The following is a 23,898-nucleotide window of genomic DNA, read 5'->3' on the forward strand; positions in this document are numbered from 1 at the left end:
CCATGTCACCGACCGCCCGGGACGAGGCCCTCGCGGCCCTCACCGGCACCGAGCTCGACGTCGTCGTCATCGGCGGCGGCGTGGTCGGGGCCGGCTGCGCCCTCGACGCCACCACCCGCGGCCTGTCCACCGGCCTGCTGGAGATGCGCGACTTCGCCAGCGGGACCTCGAGCCGCTCGAGCAAACTCATCCACGGCGGGCTGCGCTACCTCGAGATGCTCGACTTCCGGCTGGTCCGCGAGGCGTTGCACGAGCGCAACCTCCTCCTGCGCCGGCTGGCCCCGCACCTGGTCCGGCCGGTGCGCTTCCTGTACCCGCTCACCCGCCGCGTGTGGGAGCGCGGCTACGTCGGCGCCGGCGTCACGCTGTACGACATCATGGCCGGCCGCGGCCAAGGCGCCCTGCCGCGCCACCGCCAACTGACCCGGCGCGCCGCGCTGCGGGTCTGCCCGGCGCTGCGCCCGGACAGCTTCGTCGGCGCCATCCAGTACTGGGACGCGCAGGTCGACGACGCCCGCCACACGATGTTCGTCGCCCGCACCGCCGCCGCCTACGGCGCGCACGTGCTGACCCGCGCGCAGGTCATCGGGTTCCTGCGCGAGGGCGGCCGGATCACCGGCGTGCGGGTCCGCGATCTGGAGGACGGCCGGGAGTTCGAGGTCCGCGCCCGGCAGGTGGTCAACGCGACCGGCGTCTGGACCGACGACACCCAGGCGATGATCGGCGAACGCGGCCAGTTCCGCGTCCGCGCCTCCAAGGGCATCCACCTGGTCGTGCCCCGCGACCGCATCCGGTCCGCCACCGGCATGATCCTGCGCACCGCGACCAGCGTGCTGTTCGTCATCCCGTGGGGCCGGCACTGGATCGTCGGTACCACCGACACCGACTGGACCCTGGACAAGGCGCACCCGGCCGCGACGAGCGCCGACATCGACTACCTGCTGCGCGAGGTCAACAAGGTCCTCGCCACGCCGCTGCGCCGCGACGACGTCGAGGGCATCTACGCCGGCCTGCGCCCGCTGCTGGCCGGCGAGTCGGAGCTCACGTCGAAGCTGTCCCGCGAGCACCTCGTCGCCACGCCGGTGCCCGGGGTCGTCGCGGTCGCGGGCGGCAAGTACACCACGTACCGGGTGATGGCCGCCGACGCCGTCGACGCCGCGGTGCACAACCTGGGCGGGGCGCGACCCCCGTCGTGCACCGACCAGATCCCGCTCGTCGGCGCCGACGGGTACGCGGCCCTGTGGAATCGGCGCGCCACGCTCGCCGCCGAGAGCGGCCTGCACATCGCCCGGGTCGAGCACCTCCTCGGCCGGTACGGCAGCCTCGTCCCCGAGGTGCTGGACCTGATCCGCGCCGACCCGGGCCTGGCCGAGCCGGTGCCAGGCGCCGACGACTACCTGCGGGCGGAGGTGCGCTACGCCGTCGAGGCCGAGGGTGCCCGCCACGTCGAGGACGTGCTGACCCGCCGGACCCGCATCTCGATCGAGACGTTCGACCGGGGCATGACCGCGGTACGCCCCGTCGCCGGCCTGATGGCCGACGTCCTCGGCTGGACCGCCGAGCAGGTCGACCGCGAGGTGGACAGCTACCGGCTGCGCGTGGAGGCGGAGCGCTCCTCCCAGGACCAGCCGGACGACCGCACCGCGGAGCTGATCCGCCGCGAGGCCCCCGACGTGGTCCCGGTGGTGCACGCCGCCTGAGCTGCGCGCGCTAACTTGTGGCCATGGAACTGCTCCGGACGGCACGGATTCGGCTGCGGCGCTGGGAAGACGGCGACCTGGCCGCGTACTTCGAGATCTACTCGCGCTGGGAGGTCATGCGCTGGCTCGGCGCACCGCCGCGGCGCGCCGTCCGGGACCTGGCGGAGGCGCGGGAACGGCTCGCCCGGTGGCACGAGCGGGAGGCGGGCCTCGAGCCCCCCTTGGGGCTCTGGGCGCTCGCGCCGCTCGAGGGTGCGGCGCTGGAGCCGGTGGGGACGGTGCTGCTCCTGCCGCTGCACGACGCCGGCGGTCCGACCGATCAGATCGAGATCGGCTGGCACCTGCACCCCGACCACCAGAAGCGCGGCCTGGTCACCGAGGCCGCGCGGGCCCTGCTCGATGCCGCCGCCGCGGCCGGTGTCCACCGGGTGCTCGCCCTGACCGATCCCGGCAACGCCGCGTCGCAGGCGGTGGCGGGCCGGCTCGGCATGGCCGACGAGGGCCTGACCGATCGCTGGTTCGGCATCACGGCCCGCCAGTTCGCCTGGACGGCGGGGCCGGCGCGGCCGGCGGGGTAGCGTACGGCGGGCCGCTCGTGGCCCGGGGGCGGTCCCAGCCCTCGTCGGGGAGGGCGGGCAGGGGCCAGGACGGGTCCGGGCGGAAGTCGCACCACGCGCCATCGAAGGGGAAGACTCCGGCCTCGACGTCGGCGATGACCCGCTCGCCCTCGGCGCGGATCCCGGCGGCCTGCCCGGCGGTCCAGTAGTCCGGGTGGCCGGTGCGCTCCTCGAACTCGTCCTCGTCCTTCCAGCGCCAGGTGCGGTCCGGGGCGACGACCACGTCCAGGGCGTGGTCGGACGTGTCGATGCCGCCGCTCCAGCGCGCGGGCGGGGCTTCCAGGTTGACGTACCAGCGGTCCAGCCGGAAGTCCTCGTCGAACATCCACCACACCGAGTGGGCGCGGCCCGGGCGGAACAGGTGCAGCACGTGCCGGGTGGACCAGGCCACCGGGGTGAGCCGCCACTGCACCGTGTGGCGCTGCGCGAACGGCAGCGCCCGGCGGTCGCGGCCGTCCACGGTGCGCAGGAAGAGGTGGGGGGTGCCGATCGGGCGCCAGGTCAGCACGCCGCGGTCGTCGTCCGCGAGGAGGCGCTGCGGCATGACCAGCGTCAGCTCGCCGTTGGGCCGGAAGTTGCGGTACAACAGGTCCATCACCGCATTATCGGGCGGAAGACGCCCAGGCGGTGGGTCGCGCGGGTCAGGGCGACGTACAGGTCGCCCGCGCCGGCCATGCCGTCCGGGTCGACCACGATCGTCGTGTCGAACTCGAGCCCCTTGGCCTGCGTGGGCGTCAGCAGGACCGCCGGATCGTCCAGGTCCGGCGTGGCCGGGAGATCCAGCACGCGCGACAGGCCGGCGATCAGGGAATCCGGCGCGATGACCGCCAGCCGCCCCTCGTCGAGACACGCACGTTCCGCGGCGACCAGCCGGGCCAACTCGGCCGGGGGACCGGACGACTCCCACGGGACGACGCCGCTGTGGCGCACCGGGCGGGGCGGCACGACGCCCGGCAGGAGACGGGCCGCAACCGCCATGACCTCCGCGGGCGTACGGTAGCTGACGGTCAGCTCGGCCAGGCGCCAGCGGTCGGCCACGTACGGCGCGAAGACCTCCGCCCACGACGCCGGACCGCCGGGGGAGCCGCTCTGGGCCAGGTCGCCCACCACGGTCATCGAGCGGGACGGGCAGCGGCGCATCAGCAGCCGCCAGGCCATCGGGGACAGCTCCTGAGCCTCGTCGACGATGACGTGGCCGAACGCCCAGCGGCGGTCGGCGGCGGCCTTGGCCGCGGTGCTCGGGCGCTCCTGGCCGTCGTGCCGATCGGCCAGGGCCGCGGCGGGCAGGACCGACGCCACGTTCGGGATCCCGGCCTCCGGGTCGTCCTCCAGCTCGTAGGACATCGAGCCGGCCGACACGTCGAGCACGCCCTGCGCGTACTGCAGCGCGGCGGCCCGCCGCGCCGTGGCCCGGGCCCGCGCGGGGCGGTCGTCCTCGCCGAGAAGCTCGGCCGCCTCGTCCAGCAGTGCTACGTCCGAGGCCGCCCACCCGCCGCCCGCTTCCCGCCGCAGCAGCGCCCGCTCGGCCGGCTCCAGGTCCGGCGCCGCCGAGGCCAGCAGCTCGTCGGAGGCGAACAGGTCGGTCAGCAGCCGCTGCGGGGTGAGCGCCGGCCACAGCCGGTCCAGCGCGGCCCGCACGGCCGGGTCCTCGGCCAGCCCGGCCCGGATGTCCGCCCGGTCGCCCGCGTCGAGCAGGTCCGGGCTCGCGAGGGCGTCGCCGCCGCCGAGCGGGTCGTCCCAGAACGGGTCCCGGCCGATCCGCGTGGCGACCTGCTCGGTGAGCGCGTCCAGCACGGCCGCCTGGAACACCGGCCGGGCCAGGTTGTGCGGCCGCCCGGTGGCCCGCGCCTTCGCCCGGGCGGCCTCCACAATGGACGGTTCGAGGCCGAGGTCGTCCGGATCGGCACGTTGCCGGTCCCGGACCGCCGCGGCCACGATGGAGGCCATGCACGCGCGGCCCTTCAGTTCCGCCACGGCGGGCGGTTCGGCGGCGCGTGCCGTCACGCCGGGGAAGAGGTCGCCGGGGGTGGCCAGCAGTACACCCGTCTCGGCCAGGGACGGCAGCACCTGCGAGATATAGCGCAGGAACGTCGCATTCGGGCCGACGACGAGCACGCCGCGCGGGCCGAGGCGCTCGCGGTGCGTGTAGAGCAGGAACGCCGCGCGGTGCAGCGCCACGGCGGTCTTGCCGGTGCCGGGGCCGCCCTGCACCACCAGGACTCCGCCCAGGTCGGCCCGGATCACCCGGTCCTGCTCGGCCTGGATCGTCGCCACGATGTCGCGCATCCGGCCGGTGCGGCGGGCGTTCAGCGCGGCGAGCAGGGCCCCGTCGCTCGAACGGGTCGCGTCCGCGCGGTCGAGGTCGAGCACGTCGTCGTCGAGCGCCTGCACGGCGCGGCCGCGGGTGCGGATGTGGCGGCGGCGGACCACGCCGTGCGGGCTGGCCGCGGTGGCCACGTAGAAGGGCCGGGCGGCCGGGGCCCGCCAGTCCACCAGCAGCGGCTCGTAGTCGCCGCCGTCGTCGTCGAAGATGCCGGTCCGGCCGACGTAGCGACGGGTGCCGTCGCGCAGGTCGAGGCGGCCGAAGCACAGGCCGGCCTCGACGGCGTCGTAGCGGGCCACCCGGCCGGCGTGCAGCGCGGCCGCCGCGTCGCGCTGGGAGCGGGCCTGCGGGCTCGGGGCCGGCTCGCGCAGCGTGGCCTCGAGGCGGGCGGCGGCGTGCGCCCGCAGGTCGTCGAGGTGGTCGTACAGCATCGTCACGTATCCCTGCTCGGCGAGTAGCTCGCGGGCTCTTGACAACGCGCCTCCAGGTGCTATCATGTATTTGTGGGATTGTGCGCTTAAGTCCATAGCGCATCCCCGGCTCGCGAGATTAGCGCATTCGCGGGCCCGGCCGCTATCCCGGCGCGCCGTCGCCGGAGGTTCTCAGGCGCCGGAGGTTCTCATCAGCCTCTGCGGATCTCGAAGTCCACCAGGCCCTCGGCCGCCTCGTCGTGCACGAGCACGTCGGTCACCTCGGCCGTCTCCGGCCCCCGCCCGGCCCACGCGACGAGGTCCCCGACCGGCTCCTCGCCGCCCTCGAACACGGCCTCGACCCGCCCGTCCGGCAGGTTGCGCACCCACCCGGCCACGCCGCGCGCCTGGGCCACCCGGCGGCAGGTGTCGCGGAAGTACACCCCTTGCACCCGCCCGGTCACGAGCACCCTTTTGCGGATCATGCCTCGACGGTACCGCCCGCAACGCCCGCCGTTGCCTCAGACCGGCAGCGGGCCGGCGCGCAAACCCTTGACCGACTTGGTCAGCACGTCCTTGCCGGCGGCCTCCACCACGACGCAGCCGACCCGGCCGCCGTCGCGCGGGGTCTTCAGCCAGTGCGACTCCAGGTCGTGCCGGCCCGTGAACTCGTCCGCGCTCAGCCCGAGGTACGCCGCGGCCGCCTGGCGGCAGCTCCCGTCGTGGTCGCCGCCGTCCACAGTGGACCCGACGTACTCCGCCGCGTGCGGCTCGGTGCAGGCCACGTACGTCAGCACGCCGTCGGTGTACCGCCCGCAGGTGACGGCCATCGGGCGCTCGCCGCTCATGGTGCCCTGCAGGCTGCCGCTGTGTGACGCCCTGGTGCCCGCGGAGTCGCTGACCACGAAGAGTGCGCACGCCTGCGACGTGTAGTCCTCCCGCACGTAGTCGAGCAGATCCAGCTCGACCTGGGAGTCGGCGAGCGGCCCGCCCAGGAACTCCTCGGCCGACCGGTGACAGCCCTCCCGCGCCCCGTCCGGGTAGAAGAAGTCGACGAGCTCGGCCTGGTGCGAGTCGGCGCACCGACCGGGCCGCAGCTGGCCCGCCTTGGCCGCGTCCACCACACACCCCTTGTCGCCGGACGCGTGATGATTCGGGACGAAGTGGCGGTACAGCGCAAAACCGCAACAACCCGCCACCAGCGCCGCGGCCACACCGGCCGCAATCTTGCCGTTCACGCGCGGCAAGCTACACGCCCGCGCCGCCCGCCGCTGCCCCGTCTCGGGTGACCGGAGTGCCGGGCCGCACAGCGGCGTAGGGCGTTCGGAGGCTCGGTCGGCCCGTTGGTACGCCCGAATCCGCTTCGCCCCTGCCGATAATTGAGCGCCATGGCGTACCCGGCCCCGCGCGACGTGCCAGTGCTGTACCCGGTCTACTTCATGGAACTGCTCACGACCGGCGGCGTCCCGCCCACCGCCGAGAACGTGGCCCGCCTGGTCGGCCGCACCGCCTTCATGATCGGCACCCAGGGCGCGGCCTACTGCGCCCAGCTGCGCGACGCGGCGGCGTTCGAGATCTTCCTGGTCAACTTCGCCCGCGGCGGCATGCCGGCCCGCCGCCTGCACCTCGCCGACGACATGGTCGACTGGCTGTGGGCCTGGAGCGCCCGGTGCCACGACGACCTGCGCGGGCGGTTCGTGACCTGGCGCGCGGACCTGCTCGGCCCGGGCAGCCTCCTGCAGCGGGGCCGGGACATCCCGCCGTCCGACGCCGGCGAGCCGGACCGCGAAGAGGCATGGCGCTCGGTCTTCGCCGAGCACTCACGGTGACGCCGACGCCGGGCGGGCGCGGCCGTGCCCGCCCTGGCCGTCTGGGGCAGCATGCCGGGCAGTGGCGTAGCTACCGGTAGGTGTCCTCGTAGAGCTCGACGTAGCGCTCGTTGAGCACCGGCGCGTGCGGGCCGAGGCGGTGGGCCGAGATGATGTCGTGGGCCAGGCCCAGGCCGGCCGGCAGGGTGTCCAGCCGCAGGGTCGCGCCGGCCGACCGGGCCAGCCGGGCCGGCAGGTCGAAGGCCGCCCGCGGGTCGACCGTGGTGTCGCCGGGGGAGAGGACCGCGGCCACGTGCCGCACGCCGTCCGCCGGGAAGACGGAGGGGTAGCTGGCCACGATCCGCAGGTACTGGGCGACGGCCCGGTAGGAGTAGCCGCGGGCGTTGCGGCGGTCCGGCAGCGCCCGCAGCCCGTAGAGCACCTGCAGCGGCACGCGGACCGCGGCCGGCACCTGGCCCGGGTGCGGGGCGAAGAGCGGGGCGAGGACGAGCAGGCGGCGCACGACGCCGGGGCGCAACGCCGCCAGCCAGGTGGCCAGCACCGCGCCCGCGGAGACGCCCACGACGCCGGTCTCCTCGCCCAGCTCGGCGATGCGGTCCAGCGCCGCGGTGGCGTAGCCGAGCAGGGCGGGCGCGGTCACGGTGGCGTGCGCGTCCGGGTCGGTCAGGCCGTGGCCGGGGGCGCGGGGGACCAGCACGTTGTAGCCGCGGGCGAAGAAGCGCTCGGCCAGGCCGTCGAGCTGGGCCGGGGAGTGGGTGTAGCCGTGCAGCAGCAGGACCGAGCGGGGGCGGCGGGCGCCGTGGGACAGCAGCCGGGTGTCGTGGCCGGCGGCCACCGCGTGTGCGTCGGGCGGCGGCGGGCCGGGATCGCGCCGTAGGCGGGCGCTGCGAAGCATGCGGGGAGCCTAACGAAGACGATCAGCAAGGCCGGGCTTCGGCGGCGCCGTGTGACGGAGGACTCCAACCGGCGCCAAGAACGCGTCAAGAAATCGAGGCTCCGCGTAGGGATTTCGTCAACGTGCCTGGGCGGCCGAATCCACGCGGCCTTGACTTGCCCTTGGTCGCGGTGAACGCCGTGCGTCCCAGTGCACGACGAAGGAGGCACCCCCGGTGGCTGATGTGGTGTTCGTACTGCTGACGATCGCGGCCTTCGTGGTCCTCGGCCTGGCGGTGCGGGCGGTGGAGCGGCTGTGAACGCCGAGAACCTCGCCGGCCTCGTCCTCGCGGTCGCGATGACCGTCTTCCTGATCGCCGCGCTCCTCTTCCCGGAACGGTTCTGATGAGTCAGACAACGGCCGGCGTGCTGTTCATCCTCTCCCTGATCGCGGCCCTGGTCCTGGTGCACCGGCCCTTCGGCGACCTCATGTACCGGGCCGTCACCTCGGCCCGGCACCTGCGCGCGGAGAAGGTGCTCTACCGCGCGACCGGGGTGAACCCGGACGGCGAGCAGTCCTGGGGCGTCTACGCCCGCAGCGTGCTGGCCTTCTCGGCGGTGTCGATCCTGTTCCTGTACCTCTTCCAGCGCGTCCAGAACCATTTGTGGCTCAGCCTCGGGTTCGACCCGGTGAAGCCGGACCAGGCGTGGAACACGGCCGTGAGCTTCGTGACGAACACGAACTGGCAGTCGTACTCGGGCGAGGCCACGATGGGTCACCTGGTCCAGATGGCCGGCCTGGCGGTGCAGAACTTCACCTCGGCCGCGGTCGGCGTCGCGGTGGCGCTCGCGCTGGTGCGGGGGTTCGCGCGGTCGAGGACGGACCAGCTCGGCAACTTCTGGGTCGACCTGGTCCGCGTCAGCGTGCGGATTCTGCTGCCGGTCGCCGTCGTCGGCGCGGTCGTGCTCATCGCCGGGGGCGTGGTGCAGAACCTGTCCGGCGGCACCGGCGCGACCACCCTGGCCGGTGCCGCCCAGCACGTGACCGGCGGGCCGGTCGCCTCGCAGGAGGTCATCAAGGAACTCGGCACCAACGGCGGCGGCTTCTACAACGTCAACAGCGCCCATCCGTTCGAGAACCCGACGGGCTGGACCAACTGGTTCGAGATCTTCCTGATCCTGCTGATCCCGTTCAGCCTGCCCCGCGTCTTCGGCCGCATGGTCGGCGACAAGCGGCAGGGCCTGGCCATCGCCGGCATCATGGCGATCCTCGCGATCGGCAGCGTGATCGCGCTCAACGCGCTGCAGCTGCACCACGGCGGCACCGTGCCGGCCGCGGCGGGCGCGGCCACGGAGGGGGTGGAGACCCGCTTCGGCGTGCCCCAGTCGGCGACGTTCGCGGCGGCCACGACGCTCACGTCCACGGGCGCGGTCAACTCGTTCCACGACTCGTACACCGCGCTCGGCGGCATGGTGACGATGCTGAACATGATGCTCGGCGAGGTCGCTCCCGGCGGCGTGGGCTCCGGGCTGTACGGCATGCTGATCCTGGCCGTCATCACGGTCTTCGTGGCCGGGCTCATGGTCGGTCGCACGCCCGAGTACCTGGGCAAGAAGATCGGCGCGCGGGAGATCAAGTTCGCGTCGCTGTACCTGCTGACGACCCCGGCGCTGGTGCTGGTCGGCACGGCGATCGCGATGGGGTCCGCCGCGGCCCGCTCGTCGATGGCCAACCCGGGCGCCCACGGCCTGTCCGAGGTGCTCTACGCCTTCACCTCGGCGTCGAACAACAACGGCTCGGCGTTCGCGGGCATCAGCGCGAACACCGCGTTCTACAACACCGCGCTGGGCCTGTGCATGCTGCTGGGCCGGTTCCTGCCGATCGTCCTCGTCCTCGGCCTGGCCGGCTCGCTCGCCCGGCAGCAGCCGGTGCCGGCGTCGGCGGGGACGCTCAAGACGTACCAACCCCTCTTCATCGGCATGGTGGTGGCCGTCACGGTCATCGTCGTGCTGCTCACCTACCTGCCGGCCGTCGCGCTCGGCCCGCTCGCGGAAGGCATCCGATGACCACCCCGACGCCGCGCAGGATCGCCGGGGGTCTGCTGGACCCGGCACAGATGTGGCGGTCCGCTCCGGACGCGCTGCGCAAGCTCAATCCGGCGACGCTGTGGCGCAACCCGGTCATGTTCCTGGTGGAGGTCGGCTCGGTCTTCACCACCGTCCTGGCGGTGGCCCACCCGAGCGTGTTCGCCTGGGTCATCACCGTGTGGCTGTGGCTGACCGTGCTCTTCGCCAACATGGCCGAGGCGGTCGCCGAGGGGCGGGGCAAGGCCCAGGCGGCCACGCTGCGCAAGGCCAAGCAGGACACCGTGGCGTACCGCCCGGACGGCACCACCGTCAAGGCGAGCGAGCTCAGGCTGGGCGACGTCGTGGTCGTCGAGGCGGGCCAGGTCATCCCGGGCGACGGCGACGTCATCGAGGGCATCGCCTCCGTCGACGAGTCGGCCATCACCGGCGAGTCGGCGCCGGTCATCCGCGAGTCCGGCGGCGACCGGTCCGCGGTCACCGGCGGCACCAAGGTGCTCTCCGACCGGATCGTCGTGCGGATCACCCAGAAGCCGGGGGAGTCCTTCATCGACCGGATGATCTCCCTGGTCGAGGGGGCGAACCGGCAGAAGACGCCGAACGAGATCGCGCTGAACATCCTGCTGGCGTCGCTGACGATCATCTTCCTGCTGGCCGTCGCGACGCTGCAGCCCCTGGCCATCTACAGCAAGGCGGTGCAGGCATTCGCGCCCGATAGCGCCGCGCTCAACGCCGACGGCGTGACTGGCATCGTGCTGGTCTCGCTGCTGGTCTGCCTCATCCCGACCACGATCGGGGCGCTGCTGTCCGCGATCGGCATCGCCGGCATGGACCGGCTCGTGCAGCGCAACGTCCTGGCCACGTCCGGCCGCGCGGTCGAGGCGGCCGGCGACGTCAACACGCTGCTACTGGACAAGACGGGCACGATCACGCTGGGCAACCGGCAGGCGGGCGACCTGCTGCCGGTCGAGGGCGTCGGCATCGAGGAGCTGGCGGAGGCGGCGCAGCTCTCGTCGCTCGCCGACGAGACCCCCGAGGGCCGTTCCATCGTGGTGTACGCCAAGGAGCACCACGGGCTGCGTGAGCGCGACGTCACCGGCGCCACGTGGGTGCCGTTCACCGCCCAGACCCGCATGTCCGGCGTGGACATCGACGGCCGCGAGGTCCGCAAGGGCGCCGCGACCGCGGTGATGAAATGGGTGCGCGAGCACGGCGGCCACCCGACCAACGAGGTCGGGTCCATTGTGGACGCGGTGTCGACGATGGGCGGCACGCCGCTGGTGGTGGCCGAGCGCGTCGAGGGCCGCCCGGCCCGCACCCTCGGCGTGATCCACCTCAAGGACGTGGTGAAGCGGGGCATGCGGGAGCGGTTCGACGAGATGCGCCGGATGGGCATCCGCACGGTGATGATCACCGGTGACAACCCGCTCACGGCCAGGGCCATCGCGGAGGAGGCCGGGGTCGACGACTTCCTGGCGGAGGCCACGCCTGAGGACAAGATGGCGCTCATCAAGCAGGAGCAGACCGGTGGCAAGCTCGTCGCGATGACCGGCGACGGCACGAACGACGCTCCCGCCCTGGCGCAGGCCGACGTCGGCGTGGCGATGAACACCGGCACGTCGGCGGCGAAAGAGGCCGGCAACATGGTCGACCTGGACTCCGACCCGACGAAGCTCATCGAGATCGTCGAGATCGGCAAGCAGCTGCTCATCACCCGCGGCGCGCTGACCACGTTCTCCATCGCCAACGACATCGCCAAATACTTCGCGATCATCCCGGCGATGTTCGCCGCGATCTACCCCGGACTGGACGCGCTCAACATCATGCGGCTGCACTCGCCGACCTCGGCGATCCTGTCCGCGGTCGTCTTCAACGCCCTGGTCATCGTCGCCCTGGTGCCCCTCGCCCTGCGCGGCGTGCGCTACCGGCCGTCCAGCGCGGCGGCGATGCTGCGCCGCAACCTGCTGGTCTACGGCCTGGGCGGGATCATCGTGCCGTTCATCGGCATCAAAATCATCGACCTCATCATCATGAACATCCCGGGGATCTCCTGATGCGCCTGCCAGCCTGGCTCGCCCAGCACCTCGCCGCCCTGCGCGCCCTGGTCGTGCTGACCATCGTGCTCGGCCTCGCCTACCCGCTGCTCATGGTCGCCGTCGCCCGCATCCCGGGCCTGGCCGGCCACGCCGACGGCTCCCTCGCCACCAGGGACGGCAAACCCGTCGGCAGCGCCCTCATCGGCCAGTCCTTCACCGACGCGCAGGGCAACCCGCTGCGGCAGTACTTCCAGTCCCGCCCCTCCGCCGCCGGCAACGGCTACAACCCGACGTCGACCTCGGCGAGCAACCTCGGTCCCGAGAACGTCGTGGACAGCCCCGGCAAGCCAAGTCTGCTCACGCAGGTCTGCGGCCGTAGCAAGAGCGTCGGGGAGCTCGAGGGCGTCGACGGATCCCGGCCCTTCTGCACCCCGGGCGGCGTCGGCGCGGTCCTCGCCGTCTACCACCGCAACGGCGCCACCGGTCCCGTGACCCGCGCCGTGAGCGTCAACGAGGCCTGCCCGGCGACGCCGTTCGTCACCACCTGGAAAGGGGTCACCGTCGAGTGCGCCAAGCCCGGCGAGGACTACAGCGGCGGCGTCGTCACCCCCGCGCGCGGCGGCGCGCCCGGCAAGCCGGTGGTGCCCGCCGACGCGGTGACGGCCAGTGGCAGCGGCCTCGACCCGCACATCAGCGTCGCCTACGCCGAGCTGCAGGTGCCGCGGGTGGCGGCGGCCCGCCACCTGCCGCAGGAGCGGGTGCGCAGGCTCGTGGCAGAGCACACCGACGGCCGTACGCTCGGATTCATGGGAGAGCCCGGGGTCAACGTCCTGCGGCTCAACCTCGCGCTGGACGGGAGCTGACGATGGCGACGCGCGGGACGCTGCGGGTGTACCTCGGCGCCGCGCCCGGGGTCGGCAAGACCTACAAGATGCTGGAGGAGGGGCGGCGCCGGCTGGAGCGTGGTACCGATGTGGTCGTGGGCCTGGTCGAGACCTACGACCGCCCCTTCACCGAGGCGATGCTCGACGGGCTGGAGGTCGTGGCGCGCAAGCCGGTGCAGTACCGCGGCAGCCAGTTCACCGAGATGGACCTCGACGCCGTGCTGGCCCGCCACCCCGAGGTCGCCCTCGTCGACGAGCTCGCCCACACCAACATCCCGGGCGGCCGGCACGCCAAACGCTGGCAGGACGTCGACACCCTGCTCGCCGCCGGCATCGACGTGCTCACCACCGTCAACGTCCAGCACCTCGAGTCCCTCAACGACGTCGTCGAGTCCATCACCGGCGTCCCCCAGCGCGAGACCGTCCCCGACGTCGTCGTGCGCCGCGCCGAGCAGATCGAGCTCGTCGACATGACGCCGGAGGCCCTGCGCCGCCGCATGGCCCACGGCAACATCTACCGGCCCGAGAAGATCGACGCGGCGCTCGGCAACTACTTCCGGGTCGGCAACCTCACCGCCCTGCGCGAGCTGGCCCTGCTCTGGCTGGCCGACAAGGTCGACGAGCAACTGGAGCGCTACCGGGCCGAGCACGCCATCGACAAGACGTGGGAGGCCCGGGAGCGGGTGGTGGTGGCGCTCACCGGCGGCCCCGAGGGCGACACGCTGATCCGCCGGGCGGCCCGGGTGGCGGCCCGCAGCAAGGCGGCCGACCTGCTGGCCGTGCACGTGGTCCGCGGCGACGGGCTGGCCGGCGCCGACCCGGCCAACCTGACCCGCCAGCGGCTGCTGGTCGAGTCGCTCGGCGGCACCTACCACCAGGTGCTCGGCGCCGACGTGCCGCGGGCCCTGCTCGACTTCGCCCGCGGCGTCAACGCCACCCAGCTCGTCCTCGGCGCCAGCCGCCGCGGCCGCCTCGCCCAGATCTTCTCGCCCGGCGTCGGCGTCACCACCACCGCCGCGTCCGGCTCGATCGACGTGCACCTCGTCAGTCACGAGGAGGCCCGCCGGTTCGCCTGGCGAGCCGGCCGCGGCGGCCTGGACCTGCGCCGCCGCATCGCCGGCCTGGTCCTCGGGCTGGCCGGCCTGCCGCTGCTCACCGTCGTGCTCGACGCCACACGCACAGACATGTCGCTGCCCAGCGACATCCTGGCCTACCTGGTCCTGGCCGTGGGCGCCGGGCTGCTCGGCGGCCTGCTGCCCGCCCTGCTCTGCGCCATCGGCGGATTTCTTGTGCTCAACTGGTACTTCACGCCACCGCTGTACCGGCTCACGATCGCCGAGCGGGAGAACGTCTTCGCCCTCGTCGCCTTCGTGTTCGTCGCCGTCGCCGTGGCGACCGTCGTCGACGGGGCGGCCCGCCGGGCCCGCGACGCCGCCCGCGCCTCGGCCGAGGCGCAGACCCTGGCCACCCTCGCCGGCAGCGTGCTGCACGGCGACAACCCCCTCGAGGCGCTGCTCGAACGGGTCCGGGAGTCCTTCGGCCTCACCGCCGTCACGCTCCTGGAGCGCGAGGGGGAACACGCCCCGTGGCGCACGGCCGCGTCGGTCGGCGGGCATCCGAGCGCCAGCCCGTCCGACGGCGAGACCGAGGTCCCGGTCGACGATGACGTCGCCCTGGTGCTGCGCGGGCACCCGCTGCCGGCCGAGGCCCGCCGGCTGGTCGAGGCGTTCGCCGCGCACGCCGCGATCGCGCTGCGCCAGCGGCGGCTGGCCGAGCGGGCCGCTCAGGCCGGCACCCTGGCCGAGGTCGACCGGCTGCGCACCGCGCTGCTGTCCGCGGTCAGCCACGACCTGCGCACCCCGCTCGCCTCGGCCAAGGCCGCGGTCGGCAGCCTGCGCAGCCCCGACGTGCAGTTCTCGGTCGAGGACGAGGCCGAACTGCTGGCCACCGCCGAGGAGTCCCTGGACCGGCTCGCCCGGCTGGTGGAGAACCTGCTCGACATGTCCCGGCTGCAGGCCGGCGCCCTGGCCCTCGTCGTGCGGCCGGTCGATCTGGCCGACGCGCTGCCCCGGGCCGCCGACGACCTCGACGCCGCCATCGCGATCAACCTGCCGGAGACGCTGCCGGAGGTGAGCGCCGACCCGGGCCTGCTGGAGCGGATCCTGGTCAACGTGCTTGCCAACGCGCTGCGCTACAGCCCGCCGGGCAGCCCGCCCACGGTGAGCGCGAGCGAGCACGCCGGCCAGGTCGAGGTCCGGGTCGTCGACCACGGCCCCGGCCTGCCGGCCACCGACCACGACCGGGTCTTCCAGCCCTTCCAGCGCCTCGGCGACCGCGACAACGCCACCGGGGTCGGCCTCGGCCTGGCCCTGTCCCGGGGCCTGGCCGAGGCCATGGGCGGCAGCCTGGTCCCGGAGCCCACCCCGGGCGGCGGCCTGACGATGACCCTGACCCTGCCCCGCGCGTGAGCGATGCGGCCGCCTCGGGCTCGGCCGGGCCCGAGGCCGGGCGGGTCAGCAGGGCCGGGCGTGTGAGCTACGCGGCCGCCTCGGGCTCGGCCGGGCCCGAGGCCGGGCGGGCCAGCAGGGCCAGGCGCGTGAGCTACGCGGCCGCCTCGGGCTCGGCCGGACCCGCGGCCGGGCGGGTCAGCAGGGCCAGGACCACGGCCACGGCCGCGAGGAGCAGCCCGCCGGCGGCGAGCAGGACCGGGACCGCGGAGTCCACATAGGCCGTGTACGCACCCAGCAGCGGCCGCCCGCCGAGCCCGTGCGGCCCGGACCCGGTCACGGCGGTGACCGCCCACCCGGTGATGAACCAGGAGCGCAGCGTCAGCGGCGCGAGCAGCAGCCCGGCGACGAGCGCCACACCGGCGATCGAGAACCGCTGCCACGGCTCCGCGCGGCGCAGCCGGTAGCCGACCCGGGCGGTGAGCAGCCAGCCGGCGATCAGGCCGGCCACGGCGCCGAGGATGGTGAGCGGCAGCACCGGCGCGGGTTCGGCCGGCTCGATCGACAGGATCGCGTTGTTCCCGCGGCCCGGGGACTGGGTGACGCTCACGTCCAGCACCAGGCCGTCGCGTTGCGCGACGAGGTCGACCGACTCCCCGGTCCAGCGGGTGACACCACCCGCGTCCGAGTACGAGATCTCGGCCGGCATGAGCCGGGCCGGCCGCACCGTCCAACCGGCGGCCCGCAGCCGGTCCGTGGCCTGCTCGGCCGACCACGACCCGGCCCCTTGCCGCGCGGTGCCGATCAGGATCTGGTAGGTCAGCCCGTGCTCCTCCGGCTGCCGCGAGACGTCGGGGCGCACCGGCTCGCCCAGCGCCAGCCCGGCGATCTCGGCGATGGCCGCGTCGGTGGGCGGGCGCTGGGCGGCGGTCCAGCCCAGCGCCGATCCGGCGCCCGCGCCGAGGGCGCCCACGGTGAGCGCGGCGAGCACCGCGGCCACGACGATCAGCCGGCCGACCGGCAGCCGGAAGCGCTGCCGCAGGCCGCCGAGCAGCAGGTCGCGGGCCTCGGTGGCGGTGGGCCGGGAGCGATCGGGGCCGGCGGCGTCCATGAGCGTGGTGAGGATCTCGGCGCCGTGCGTGCGCCGGTACGCGCGTGGGTAGGCCAGCATCAGCCGCCCGTAGCGGCGGTGCAGCGGGCTCATGACGCCACCTCTGCTGCGCTCCGGTGGCGTCGTGCGACTCTGTGTCCCTGGTTTGCGGCCCCTCCGCTGCGCTCCGGACCGCTCACGCCCACCTCCGCGACACCGTGTCCCTGGTTCGCGGCCGTCTCCGGACGGCTCACGTGCTCGCCCCGCCGAAGGCGAGGCCGGAGCGGCCGCGGAGACGGTCGACGGCGGCCGCGGCGTGCCGGCGCAGCCGCTCGGCCTCGGTGGCCAGGGCCGCGGCGCCCTCGTCGGTCAGGCGGTAGTACCGGCGCAGGCGGCCGTCGACGGCCTCGTCGCGGTCGACGGCGATGAGGCCCTGCTCGGCGAGGCGGTCCAGCGCCCCGTAGAGCGTCCCCGCGCCGAGCACGACCTCGCCCCGCGACAGCTCGCTGACCTCCTGGATCAGCCCATATCCGTGCAGTGTCCCGGCCGCGAGCGCGGTCAGGATGAGAAACGTCGGTTCCCGCATGGCGGTCATGCGGGCAGCCTACGGTCACCGACACATATCGGCAACCGTAACCTGGCGCGGGTCAGGGCTCGAGGCGGTAGCCGATGCCGGGCTCGGTCCGGATGTGGCGGGGCCGGGCCGGGTCGGGCTCCAGCTTGCGCCGCAGGTTGGCGAAGTGGACCCGCAGGTAGTTGGTCTCCTGCTCGTACTTCGGCCCCCACACCTCCCGCAGCAGCGTGCGGTGCTCGACCAGCTGCCCGGCGTGCCGCGCCAGGACCTCCAGCAGGTGCCACTCGGTCGGGGTGAGCCGCACCGGCCGGCCGTCCGGTCCGGTGGCCTGCTTCGCCGACAGGTCCAGGCGGAACGACGAGGTCTGCAGCACCGGGGTGGCCGGGGCCGGCGCGGCCCGCCGCAGCGCCGCGCGGATCCGGGCCAGCAGCTCGTCCATGCCGAACGGCTTGGTGACGTAGTCGTCGGCGCCGGCGTCCAGGGCGGCTACCGTGGTCGGGCCGCCGTGGCGGGCCGACAGCACGATGATGGGCACGGTGCTGTACCCCCGGATGCCCGTCACCACGTCGAGCCCGTCGCCGTCGGGCAGGCCGAGGTCGACCACGACGAGGTCGGGCGGGTGACTCGCGGCGGCGGCCAGCCCGGCGGCGGCGCTGGTGGCGGTCTGCACCTGGTAGCCGCGGGCGGCGAAGTTGAGCCGCAGCGTGCGCAGCAGCGGCTCGTCGTCGTCGACGACGAGGACCTCGCTCACGCGTCGTCCCACGCGACGGCGAGCAGCTCCACGGTCATGGTCAGTCCTCCTCCGGGGGTGTCAGAGGCGGTCACCGTGCCGCCCATCGCCTCGGTGAAGCCGCGCACGATGGCCAGGCCCAGCCCGAGGCCCTGGCCATGCCCGCGGTCGCCGCGGCGCTGGAACGGCTCGAACATGGTGGCCCGGTCGGCGGCCGAGATGCCGGGGCCGTCGTCGGCGACCAGGAGCCGCACGCGGTCGCCCGAAGGTTCCCCGGTGATGCGCACGTGCGGGGCGGCGGCCAGGGCGTTGGCGACCAGGTTGGCCACCACGCGCTCCAGCAGGCCCGGGTCGGCCACGGCGAGCGGCAGGTCGTCGGGGACGTCGACGGCGACCCGGGCGTGGTCGGGCAGCTGCAGCACAGCCCCGGCGGCGACGGCGTCCAGCGCGGTCGGCTCCGGCGTGGCGGACAGCACCCCGGCCCGCAGCCGGCTCAGCGACAGCAGGTTCTCGACGAGGGCGGTCATCCGGTCGGTGGCGTCCTCGATGGTCTCCAGCAGGTCGTCGTGGTCCTGCGGGCTCCACCGCACGTCGTGCTGGCGCAGGCTGGACGCGGCCGCCTTGATCCCGGCCAGCGGCGTGCGCAGGTCGTGGCTGACCGCGTCGAGCAGGGCGGTGCGCAGCCGGTCGACCTCGGCCAGCTCGCGGGCGCGGGCCGCCTCGTCGGCGAGGTGCTGCCGCTCGCGCAGCCGGGCGGCCGCCGCGGCCAGCCGGCCGAGGGTCTGCCGGTCCTCGGCGAGGAGGGCCGGCCCCCAGGCGTCCAGCCGCATCCCCGGCCCGGCGGCGATGCTGAGAGCCGGGGCACCGTCCGGGAGTTCGCCGACGGCCGCGACCGGGGTGCTGTCCTCGACCAGGGCGACGGCGTCCATCCCGTAGGCGTCGCGCACCTGGGCCAGGATGCCGGCGAGCGCGTCGCCGGCCGCCGGGGCGGCGCCGAGCTGGGCGAGCAGCCGCGACTCGACCTCCCGGCGGGCGACCGCGGCCCGCTGCCGGGCCACCACGTCCATGGCCACCGCGACCGCGGCGGCGACGAGGACGTACACCACCAGCACGATCGCGTTGTCCGTGCTGGCGACGCGCAGCGTGTGGTACGGCGGCACGAAGAAGAAGTTGACCAGCGCGTCGGCGGCCACCGCGGCCCCGATCGCCGGCCACGGCCCGCCGGTCATCGCGGCCGCGGCGACGGGCACCAGGAACAGCAGCGCCACCGAGGCGAGCGACAGGTGCCCGCGCAGCGGCTCCAGCACGCACGTGGCCAGGCCGAGGCCGGCCACGGCCACCACGAGGCCGGTCGAGGCACGTCTCACCCGGTCATTGTCGCAGCGGGCCGGGTGAGGCCCGGCCGGCCGTGCAGGTGCCGCTGGGCCAACCCGGACCCGGCCCGGGTGGCCGTGGCCAACGTCCTCGCCGACGCGATTCCCTGATTTTCCTCGGGGGTCCCGCCGGGGTGCCGATGAGCCGATCATGGAGGTACTCCGGCGTACGCGGGTCACGACGCGGCTGGTCATCGGGTTCCTGGTCCTGTCGTTGTGCGTGGTGGCGATGTGGCTCGCGGCCATCTCGGCCTCCCGCGGCACCCGCGACACCGCCGCGCACCTGTCGGCCACCCAGGCCCAGCTCGACGCGGCCGAGCAGCTGAAGTTCCGGATCACCGACGTGTCCGGCTGGCAGGCCGGCTACGCCCTGGACATCACCCGCGGCGTGGCCGGGGCGGCCGAGGACAGCGCCGAGACGCGCAAGGCGTTCCTGGAGTCGATGCAGGACTTCGACGGCGAGCTCGACGCCATGGCCGCGCTGCCGCTGGAGGCCGGCGAGCAGTCCTCGGTCCGGGCCATCCGCACCGCGTTCGCCGACTACCGGGCCCTCGACGACCGGATCATCGCGGCCTTCCGGGCCGGCACGCCCGCGGCGGCCAACGACCTGGTCGCCGGCGAGGGGCTGGAGGTGTACTCGCGCATCGCCGACCCCGTCGACCAGCTGCTGCGCGACGCCCAGGCGCAGGCCGTCGACGCGCAGCGCTCGGCCCGCTCGACCGCCTCCGGCACCAGCCGTACCGCCAACATCGTCGGCACCGTCGCGCTGCTGCTGTCGATCGTGCTCGCCTCGGCGCTGACCCTGTCGGTGGTGCGGCCGCTGCGGGCCCTCGGCGACCGGCTGGCCGACATCGCCGAGGGCGAGGGCGACCTGACCCGCCGCCTCGCGGTCGCCGGCCACGACGAGTTCACCGCGGTCAGCCGCTCGTTCAACCAGTTCGTGGACAAGATCGCCGGGACGGTCCGGGCGATCAGCGGCTCGGCCTCGACCGTGGCGGTGGCCAGCGACCGGCTCACCGAGACGTCCAGCCGGATCATGTCCAGCGCCCAGCAGACCTCGGCGCAGTCCGGCCGGATCGTCGCCTCGGCCGGCGAGGTCTCCGGCAACGTGCAGACGGTCGCCGCGGGGGCGGAGGAGATGAGCGCCTCGATCCAGAAGATCTCCGGCACCGCGGCCGAGGCGGCCCGGATCGGCGGCCAGACGGCCGAGCTGACCCAGTCGGCGATCGACGTCATCGGCCGGCTGTCGGGCTCGAGCCGGCAGATCGGCGACGTGGTCAAGGTGATCACCGACATCGCCGAGCAGACCAACCTCCTGGCGCTCAACGCGACCATCGAGGCGGCCCGGGCCGGGGAGGCCGGCAAGGGCTTCGCGGTGGTGGCCAACGAGGTCAAGGAGCTGGCCCAGGAGACGGGCCGGGCGACCGGGGACATCGCCGGCAAGGTGCAGAGCATCCAGGCCGACACGTCGGCGGCGACCGAGGCGATCAACCGGATCGTGGAGATCACCGGGCGGCTGGGCGACTACCAGACCACGATCGCGGCGGCGGTGCGGGAGCAGACCGCCACCACCGACCAGATGAGCCGCAACATCTCCGGGGCCGCGGCCGGCTCGGCCGACATCGCGGCCGACATCTCCACCATCTCCGAGGCGGCCCGGGTCACCACCGGCGGGGTCGAGGACACCCGCGCGGCGGCCGAGGAGCTCTCGGCGATGAGCCGCGAGCTGCGCGTCCTGGTCGACCAGTTCCGGGTGTAGTCGGTCCTTTACGAGGCGACGGTGTGCAGGGCCGCGCCGACGGCGAAGTCCTCCATCTCCTGCAGCATCGCGCGCAGGTCCACAAGGGACAGATGGCGGGTGTCGACGGCGGCGATGAGGCGTACCACGTCCGCGACGTCCTCGACGATCACCAACAGCTTGGGGCCCAGGAACCGCAGCGGCTCCTCCGACAGCTCGGCCGTCTCGCCCAGTGCCGCGCGGATCGAGTCCGGGCCGGGCACCGTGGCCGTGCGGGCGGCCGTGCGGCGGTCGTTGTAGATGCAGGTGAGGTCCAGGTGCTCGCCCCGCTCGCGGATGAGCCGCTCGGTGAGCGCGGCCCGGGCCTGGGGGTCGTAGTAGGCGTACTTGGACGCGCTCATCGACGCCGTCCGCGCCCGCGCGACCGCCTCGGCCGGCTCCGCCCCGGCCACGTCGAGCACGCACAGGCCGTCCTGGGTGACCGGGTTGACCACGTCGCGCAGCCCGGGCCGGAAGCGGTTGCCGACGATGGTGATCGCCACCAGCGGCCCGCTGCCCGGCTGCACCCGGTCGAAGGCGGCGGCGAACGCGGCCAGCAGCACCCACGCCGGGTCGGCCCCGAGCCGGTCCACCAGCGCGCCGGAGGCCAGGTGCAGGGCGCGGGACTGCCAGCGCAGCTGCCGGAAGCGAGGCTCGCCGCGGTCGACCGGCCCGCGGAACATGCTGGCGGGGATGGCCCGCAGGTGCCCCTCCCAGTAGCGCATCGCCGCCGCGGTCTGCCGGGCCAGCGCCGGCTCCCGCTGCTGGCGGGCCAGGTCCAGCGGCTGCGGCGCCTCGTACGGGCCGGCCGGCGCGCCGGTGCGCGGGTCGCGCTCGGCCAGCTCGCGCATCATCACCGTCATGCCGCCGAGGTCGGAGGCGATGTGGCAGACGAGCGCGACGACGTGCGTGACGGCGCCGTCCTGGCGGACCACGGCCATCCGCAGCGGCCACTCGGTCTCGTAGTCGAACTTGCGCTCGCGCCACCGGGCGGCGAGGGTCTCGGCGGCGGCCGACGGGTCCTCCCCGCCGCCGACGTCCAGAACATGCAGGAAGGCCTCGCCGGTGCCGAAGACCTCCTGAGTCACCTCGCCGTCGGCGTCGAAGCGCAACAGGGTGCGCATCGCGGCGTAGCGGCCCATGAAGAACCGCATCTCCGCGGCGATGTCCTCGGTGGTGCGCCCGTCGCCGACGGCGATCGCGCCACCCATGCTCATCGACGAGTCGGTCTCCACCATCGCCGCCCACACCTGGAGCTGCCCCCAGGTCAGCGGTCCGGCCCCGGCTCCTGGCCCCTCGAACGACACGGCGATCGTCTCCACGGGTGGATGCTCGCACAGAGATCGACCGCTGTGATCCGCCGTTCGGCCTTGTTCCACGGCTTTGCATGCCACTTACACCAAATCCCGAAAAAAGCCTCACGGCCCGCCGGGCGCGGCGAGCCAGCCGCTGAACACGTCGCTGGCGGTGGCCGGTGGGCGGCCGAGGAGCCGCCGCACCGTGTCCGTCTCCCGGTCGTAGCGGCCCTCGGCGTGCAGGCGCGCCATCGTGGCGACGTGCTGCTCGACGTGCTGGGGCAGGCCCAGCGGCTCGAGGTCGTGCCGCACCCACTCGTCGTAGTCGACGTCCACGTACCGCACCGGCCGGCCGAGGGCCGTCGTCAGGTCGGCGGCCAACTCGTCGATGCGCTGCGCCCGCGGCCCGGTCAGCTCGTAGACGTCGGGCTTGCGGTCCTCGGTGAGCAGCGCCGCCACGACGGCCGCCACGTCGGCGGCGGCGACGGGCGAGGTTCGTTCGCTGCCGAACGGAAGCCGGATCGTGCCGTCGCGCCGGATGGTGCCGAGGGCGAGGATGCGAAACAGCGGGTTCTCGAGGAACACGGTCGGCCGGACGTGGGCGACCGGCAGCCCGGACCAGTCCAGGACCTGCTCCCCGAGCCAGTGCAGGTGCTGCTGCGCCGACTCGCCGGTGCTGGTGAGCGACATCTGCGACACGGTCATCTGCGACATGTTGACCAGCAGCTCGAGGTCGCCGCCCGCCCGGGCGGCGGCCCCGACCACGGCGGTCGCCTGCAGGTAGGACGGCGAGACGCTCATGCCGAAGTACACCCGGCGGCAGCCGTCCATCGCCCGGGCCACGTCGGCGCCGCTGGTGAGATCGCCGACGACGACCTCGGCCCCGGCGGACCGCAGCGGGCCGGCCCGCCCGTCGTCGTGGTGCAGGAACGCCCGGACGGGGAGGTCCCGCCCGCGCAGCAGCTCCACGACGGTCCGCCCGACGCCGCCGGTCCCGCCCCCGGCCCCGGTCACCAGCGTCATCCCCGTGCTCGACATCCCGGCTCGATGCCCCCGGGCGGCCCCTTCAACCGCGGGCGTCCGTGCTACCTCAGCGCCGCCCGCGCCCGGTGGGCCGCCACGTTGATGCGGTTCGCGCAGGTGGTGGTGCAGAAGCGGCGGCGTCCGTTGCGGGACGTGTCGACGTACACCACGCCGCACCCCGGCCGCCCGCAGCGGCCCAGCCGCGAGCCTCCGGCGCCGCAGACGGCCACGGCCAGGCCCCCGGCGATCGCCGAGCGGATCCGCTCGACCGGGTCGTCGATGGCCGCCGTGTAGTGCAGGTGCGGCGCCTTGCCGTCGTGGTTGGACACCCGCACCGAGGTGGTGGCCTCGGCCAGCAGGCCGTTGACCAGGGCGATCTGCCGGTGCTCGTCCGGCTCGCCGAAGACCGGCCGGGCTCGCTCGATCCAGGCGGCCAGCGCCGCCGCGTGGGACTCGTCCACGTCGTGCGTGGTCATCTCCAGGCCGGACAGCGCACGGACCAGCGCCGGGGCCGTCAGCGCGGGCGCGTTCAGCAGCTCGGCGGCCAGGAAGGCGCCCGTGCCGCCGTAAGGGTTGAATTGCACAAGGCCATTACAGCACGCTTGACGCATGGAGAACTGCACTGCTTGCGGGCGGGCGGCGGCGGGGGCCGCCGTCGAGTCGGTCCACCCGACGTCGGAGGGGCTGGTGCGCTACCGCCGCTGCGCCTGCGGCGGCCGCTGGGTCGAGGTCGCCACGCTCGTCCTGGACCGCCGCTCGGTGGCGGCCCCGCGCGACGTTTAGGCTTATCCGTGGTGCGCCGGGAAGTCTGGTCGGCAGGGGATGTCGGCTG

Annotated in this window: 22 protein-coding genes; 10 read left to right on the top strand and 12 right to left on the bottom strand. The window is 74.2% G+C overall.

From position 1 onward, the window contains the following. Positions 1–2 precede the first annotated feature (2 nt). Positions 3–1,700 (top strand): glycerol-3-phosphate dehydrogenase/oxidase, encoded by a 1,698-nt coding sequence (locus tag AB0M46_RS17415; protein WP_363337021.1) that lies wholly within the window; start codon positions 3–5, stop codon positions 1,698–1,700. 23 nt (positions 1,701–1,723) lie between these two features. After that, the gene (locus AB0M46_RS17420) at positions 1,724–2,278 is read left to right on the top strand and encodes a GNAT family N-acetyltransferase (RefSeq protein WP_363337023.1); all 555 of its coding nucleotides are present in this window, start codon (positions 1,724–1,726) and stop codon (positions 2,276–2,278) included. On the opposite strand, the gene AB0M46_RS17425 is transcribed toward AB0M46_RS17420, so the two are convergent. From AB0M46_RS17425 to AB0M46_RS17440, 4 genes are all read right to left on the bottom strand, one after another. Next, positions 2,226–2,912 carry a DUF402 domain-containing protein gene (locus tag AB0M46_RS17425; protein WP_363337025.1) on the bottom strand — a complete coding sequence of 229 codons (687 nt, stop codon included), beginning with the start codon at positions 2,910–2,912 and terminating at the stop codon, positions 2,226–2,228. The genes AB0M46_RS17420 and AB0M46_RS17425 overlap by 53 nt on opposite strands. Beyond that, complete coding sequence (locus AB0M46_RS17430; protein WP_363337102.1) at positions 2,912–5,071, bottom strand: ATP-binding domain-containing protein; 2,160 nt, start codon at positions 5,069–5,071, stop codon at positions 2,912–2,914. The genes AB0M46_RS17425 and AB0M46_RS17430 overlap by 1 nt, the downstream gene beginning before the upstream one ends. A gap of 191 nt (positions 5,072–5,262) precedes the next feature. Continuing rightward, positions 5,263–5,535, bottom strand: a complete 273-nt coding sequence (locus AB0M46_RS17435; protein ID WP_363337026.1) for an acylphosphatase — start codon at positions 5,533–5,535, stop codon at positions 5,263–5,265. Between the two features lie 36 nt (positions 5,536–5,571). After that, on the bottom strand, positions 5,572–6,288 hold the full coding sequence (locus AB0M46_RS17440) for a hypothetical protein (protein ID WP_363337028.1): 717 nt from the start codon (positions 6,286–6,288) through the stop codon (positions 5,572–5,574). A gap of 150 nt (positions 6,289–6,438) precedes the next feature. Between AB0M46_RS17440 and AB0M46_RS17445 the strand changes: the two genes are divergently transcribed. Continuing rightward, on the top strand, positions 6,439–6,879 hold the full coding sequence (locus AB0M46_RS17445; RefSeq protein WP_363337030.1) for a hypothetical protein: 441 nt from the start codon (positions 6,439–6,441) through the stop codon (positions 6,877–6,879). Between the two features lie 70 nt (positions 6,880–6,949). Here AB0M46_RS17445 and AB0M46_RS17450 read toward each other — a convergent pair whose 3' ends face one another. Beyond that, on the bottom strand, positions 6,950–7,774 hold the full coding sequence (locus AB0M46_RS17450; RefSeq protein WP_363337032.1) for an alpha/beta fold hydrolase: 825 nt from the start codon (positions 7,772–7,774) through the stop codon (positions 6,950–6,952). A gap of 294 nt (positions 7,775–8,068) precedes the next feature. On the opposite strand from AB0M46_RS17450, the gene kdpF reads away from it, so the two are divergent. From kdpF to AB0M46_RS17475, 5 genes are read left to right on the top strand one after another with little or no spacing between them, the layout of a single operon-like run. Continuing rightward, positions 8,069–8,158 carry a K(+)-transporting ATPase subunit F gene (kdpF, locus tag AB0M46_RS17455; RefSeq protein WP_344620702.1) on the top strand — a complete coding sequence of 30 codons (90 nt, stop codon included), beginning with the start codon at positions 8,069–8,071 and terminating at the stop codon, positions 8,156–8,158. Then, positions 8,158–9,819: a potassium-transporting ATPase subunit KdpA gene (gene kdpA / locus AB0M46_RS17460; protein WP_363337034.1), complete on the top strand. Its 1,662-nt coding sequence runs from the start codon at positions 8,158–8,160 to the stop codon at positions 9,817–9,819. Before kdpF ends, kdpA begins: the two co-directional genes overlap by 1 nt. Then, complete coding sequence (kdpB, locus tag AB0M46_RS17465; protein WP_363337036.1) at positions 9,816–11,891, top strand: potassium-transporting ATPase subunit KdpB; 2,076 nt, start codon at positions 9,816–9,818, stop codon at positions 11,889–11,891. The genes kdpA and kdpB overlap by 4 nt, the downstream gene beginning before the upstream one ends. Then, positions 11,891–12,736 carry a potassium-transporting ATPase subunit C gene (locus tag AB0M46_RS17470; protein WP_363337038.1) on the top strand — a complete coding sequence of 282 codons (846 nt, stop codon included), beginning with the start codon at positions 11,891–11,893 and terminating at the stop codon, positions 12,734–12,736. The genes kdpB and AB0M46_RS17470 overlap by 1 nt, the downstream gene beginning before the upstream one ends. Before the next feature lie 2 nt (positions 12,737–12,738). Then, positions 12,739–15,225 (top strand): ATP-binding protein, encoded by a 2,487-nt coding sequence (locus tag AB0M46_RS17475; protein ID WP_363337040.1) that lies wholly within the window; start codon positions 12,739–12,741, stop codon positions 15,223–15,225. A gap of 133 nt (positions 15,226–15,358) precedes the next feature. On the opposite strand, the gene AB0M46_RS17480 is transcribed toward AB0M46_RS17475, so the two are convergent. The 4 genes from AB0M46_RS17480 to AB0M46_RS17495 form a co-directional block, all read right to left on the bottom strand. Beyond that, on the bottom strand, positions 15,359–16,408 hold the full coding sequence (locus tag AB0M46_RS17480) for a hypothetical protein (RefSeq protein ID WP_363337042.1): 1,050 nt from the start codon (positions 16,406–16,408) through the stop codon (positions 15,359–15,361). Positions 16,409–16,544: 136 nt separating this feature from the next. Further along, entirely contained in the window at positions 16,545–16,880 is a 336-nt protein-coding gene (locus AB0M46_RS17485; RefSeq protein WP_363337104.1) for a PadR family transcriptional regulator, read from the bottom strand. Positions 16,881–16,941: 61 nt separating this feature from the next. Continuing rightward, positions 16,942–17,619 carry a response regulator gene (locus tag AB0M46_RS17490; RefSeq protein ID WP_363337043.1) on the bottom strand — a complete coding sequence of 226 codons (678 nt, stop codon included), beginning with the start codon at positions 17,617–17,619 and terminating at the stop codon, positions 16,942–16,944. Beyond that, on the bottom strand, positions 17,616–18,965 hold the full coding sequence (locus AB0M46_RS17495) for an ATP-binding protein (RefSeq protein ID WP_363337045.1): 1,350 nt from the start codon (positions 18,963–18,965) through the stop codon (positions 17,616–17,618). The genes AB0M46_RS17490 and AB0M46_RS17495 overlap by 4 nt, the downstream gene beginning before the upstream one ends. Positions 18,966–19,122: 157 nt before the next feature. Between AB0M46_RS17495 and AB0M46_RS17500 the strand changes: the two genes are divergently transcribed. Beyond that, a complete protein-coding gene (locus AB0M46_RS17500) occupies positions 19,123–20,730 on the top strand; it encodes a methyl-accepting chemotaxis protein (RefSeq protein WP_363337047.1) in 1,608 nt (535 codons plus the stop codon). Between the two features lie 8 nt (positions 20,731–20,738). Here the strand turns inward: AB0M46_RS17500 and AB0M46_RS17505 are convergent, their stop codons facing one another. The 3 genes from AB0M46_RS17505 to AB0M46_RS17515 form a co-directional block, all read right to left on the bottom strand. Then, a complete protein-coding gene (locus tag AB0M46_RS17505; RefSeq protein ID WP_363337049.1) occupies positions 20,739–22,070 on the bottom strand; it encodes a condensation domain-containing protein in 1,332 nt (443 codons plus the stop codon). Positions 22,071–22,166: 96 nt separating this feature from the next. Beyond that, a complete protein-coding gene (locus AB0M46_RS17510) occupies positions 22,167–23,081 on the bottom strand; it encodes an NAD(P)H-binding protein (protein WP_363337051.1) in 915 nt (304 codons plus the stop codon). Between the two features lie 47 nt (positions 23,082–23,128). Next, positions 23,129–23,650, bottom strand: coding sequence for a CGNR zinc finger domain-containing protein (locus tag AB0M46_RS17515; RefSeq protein WP_363337052.1), 522 nt, complete (start codon positions 23,648–23,650; stop codon positions 23,129–23,131). Between the two features lie 25 nt (positions 23,651–23,675). On the opposite strand from AB0M46_RS17515, the gene AB0M46_RS17520 reads away from it, so the two are divergent. Then, complete coding sequence (locus AB0M46_RS17520) at positions 23,676–23,849, top strand: hypothetical protein (RefSeq protein ID WP_363337054.1); 174 nt, start codon at positions 23,676–23,678, stop codon at positions 23,847–23,849. Positions 23,850–23,898 lie beyond the last annotated feature (49 nt).

It is taken from the genome of Dactylosporangium sp. NPDC051485 (assembly GCF_040682015.1).
Taxonomy (GTDB): Bacteria; Actinomycetota; Actinomycetes; order Mycobacteriales; family Micromonosporaceae; genus Dactylosporangium.